The 2,942-nt window shown below is 54.5% G+C and carries 2 protein-coding genes; both read right to left on the bottom strand.

The annotated features are described in order from the left end of the window. Nucleotides 1–554: 554 nt before the first annotated feature. A complete protein-coding gene (locus H5U08_RS14505) occupies nucleotides 555–2,162 on the bottom strand; it encodes a hypothetical protein (RefSeq protein ID WP_297034553.1) in 1,608 nt (535 codons plus the stop codon). Nucleotides 2,163–2,333: 171 nt separating this feature from the next. Then, the coding region (locus H5U08_RS14500; RefSeq protein WP_297034551.1) for a hypothetical protein at nucleotides 2,334–2,942 on the bottom strand (609 nt) is incomplete at its 5' end.

The following is a 2,942-nucleotide window of genomic DNA, read 5'->3' as shown; positions in this document are numbered from 1 at the left end:
GATCATTCCCCTACGCAGATCCCAATTACCACACCGAAAATGACATACCGGAACGCACGGATGTGGACAATGCGGCAATGACTGTCCAGCTCACCCTGGCCACGGTCCTCACGCTGGATAGAACACCGTAAACGGGCAAGATGCTCCGGCAGCGAAGGGTGAAGTAGCGAACTGTGACGTCGATTTTATCCTTGGATAAGATCTACGCTGGCAGGCCACAGCGAGACCGACTCGTTACCATTTTTTTCCTTTGGTGACCGCAACGGCCGCCGACCTCGAAAAGGTCTCGCGCGGCAGTGAGATTCAGGGCACGCTGACCTCTTTGCCCGGCCGCATTCCAACGCCGGATCATCTATTTCACAGCCCCGGTCCGTCTGCCCAGTTCGGCCGCTCAGACGCAGTGGCAATTCGTGAACGGCCCCTACCACACGTTCCACGTTGGGCTCTTACGGATCCTCACAAGAGGCGGGAATGGCCCGACCACCCAATTATGAACCATTACCCGGTGATGAATTTGGTCGACAGAGGGAACTCCGAAAACGGGCAATGGTTGCTCATTTCCACACCTGAATCCACCCGCGACCCGGTATCTCGTGCTCCTGCCCGTTGAGCGCGGCCTTTACGGGATCATTGTTGAAATTCTCGATTACGTAACTGCCGTCTTCAAAAAGATAGAGCGCAACCTTATTGGGAGCGATGAAAGTGATACCGAAAGGTCGAAGAAGGGCCGTGCGGAAGGGGGCCAATTCCTTTTCCGTGAGTTTGAGGAGCCGGTGGGGATCTCCCTGCACAGGTAGGATGTGAACGTTCGAACGGTTAAGTAAATCTTTGTTTTTGAGCTGTCCGGCGAGCGCGTCCGTCAAAAGGATCGGTATGCCACAGTCAACAAGTCGCACAAGCCGTTCTTCAAATTGTGGGTCTGTCAAAGCATGGACGGGGAAAAAGGCAGCCTGAGCGTTTTCTGGAAACTCGTGGCAGGGAACCAGAGGAATCCCCAACATTCCAACGAAATCGTACACATACGGCTCCCGTCCCGGCGAGCTGTGCGGTGGTTTGTACGCAGCCACACCGATAATCTGTCGCGTTTGGATCTTTTCGGCAACAGCTAAAAGTTCCGGAATGTGCGTGCGAAGCACCTCCACGTTCCGGGGACCGGTTCCCCGCTGCAGTGCGCCGTAACAGAAAAGCAGCGTCTCCCGGGCGCCACCCAGAATAGTTTGCCGGGCTTGCTCAACATAAGTATGTTCCGTTGTGCCGAATGGATCAAACCACCCGCCACCGCATTTCTCGCCACCGATTCCGCCCAGCCAGCGCATGATGAAGTAGCCCTCGTACTGGACCGTGCGTCCCCAGCGAGGATCGTCGTAATCACGGGTCTCAGTCCCCACCCAAATGCGGTCAAAATCAGCGGTTTGCCGGATGACATCGTAGCCACGTTCGTGGAAATAGTCATACCATTGAGGGTATTTGATGATGATCCGCACGTTGGGGTTGACTTTGCGCGCGGCTTGGAGAATCTTGATCCGCGATAGTTGCACCATCAGTTCGCAGCGATAAGCGGACCAGGAATCACCATTTACGGGAAATTCTTGATCGCCGATCCTCACGATGCGCTTGGCCCGGGCCTGCTGACACTCCGGGCACGTGCAGTCGGTAAAAAGGAAGTCGTCGATCATGATCTCATCAAACAGCGATGCGGCGTAGGCAAATATTTCTGCCAGTCGATCCTGTGTCTTGAGATCTGTATAGCAGGAGATCAAATTCCAGCCCGTGGAACGCTTGCCCACATGAGTCGGTGTCACGCAGCCGGAGACTTCAAACCCCGCCTGGCGAAAGGCGTCTCGAGCTGCCGTGAGAAGATCTCGCGGGGCCTGATAGCCGTCGCGAAAACTTTCGATGAACACATGGGTGACCCCTGTCGCCCGGCACCATTCCATCGCCTGCTGTCGGCCTTCCTCGGAGGCGAGCCGGTCGCGAACGTCCTGGGCCGAGAACAGCGTGGCAAAGCAGTGAACTGAGGACTTTTCGCGACACAATTCCCAAAGACTTGGAGGGGTTGCCCCGGATGCTTCCGCGCCGTCGGTTGGGCGAAAACCACAACACAGTGCCAGAACTAAGGTTACAGCGACACAGATGGACGTGATTCGATTTGCTGTGATCACAGGTCACCTCCCACAGGTTCAAGAACAATTCGTGTCGTGGCGGTAGCAGTCTACTACCCAATGCCCAACGATTAAACCTGGAGCGCCCGGCGATTTCAATACGTTTCAGAGAAATAAGGAAGAGGAACGGCCGACGGACGGGCTGGCACGCCTTTCAGTTTCTCTTCGTCATCAACTCCTGAAGAAATCACGTACTGCCTTTGCCACCCGATCTAAATCCGTCTCTTCGTACCGAAAATCGGCGTGAAAGAAAAGGATAGATTCCGAAAATTCAACCGCTCGCGGGTCGGTTGCCATGTGGGCGTTTTTCGGCCAGAGGACGGCTGGATAAATGTGCCGCTCAATGAGATATTGACGCAACTGGTCGCGAACCATGTTGGTCGCACACCGAATGATCACGCCGAACGAACAACCTTCAGGCGTGGGTGGTGGATTGAGAACCTCGATTTGTTTTATTTCCCGTAATCGTTTGGCCAGATATTCGACATTTGCTCCTCTTTTATTCCGCCACTGATCCCAGGGCAGTCGATTCAAAAGAAAAGAGGTGATTCTCAGCGGTTTGGAGAATGGCAGAGTTTTGAAAAAATTCTCCCCTGAAGATTGCAAACTGCGATAGAATTCTTTCGCTAAAACGCCCTTCTGAAAATATTCGGCCTTCAGAAGCATGGCCACCAATTTCTGAAAAGCTGCCCATTGGTGATCGGGTTCTTCGCGTGGAGGCGACTCGACGGGATATCCCCTGGGTGACCACACCACCCCACCGTCGGGAAGCGGCAATAT

It is taken from the genome of Thermogutta sp. (assembly GCF_014359955.1).
Lineage (GTDB): Bacteria > Planctomycetota > Planctomycetia > Pirellulales > Thermoguttaceae > Thermogutta.
Note: the sequence above shows the minus strand (reverse complement) of the source record. Positions and strands in the feature narration are given on the sequence as shown.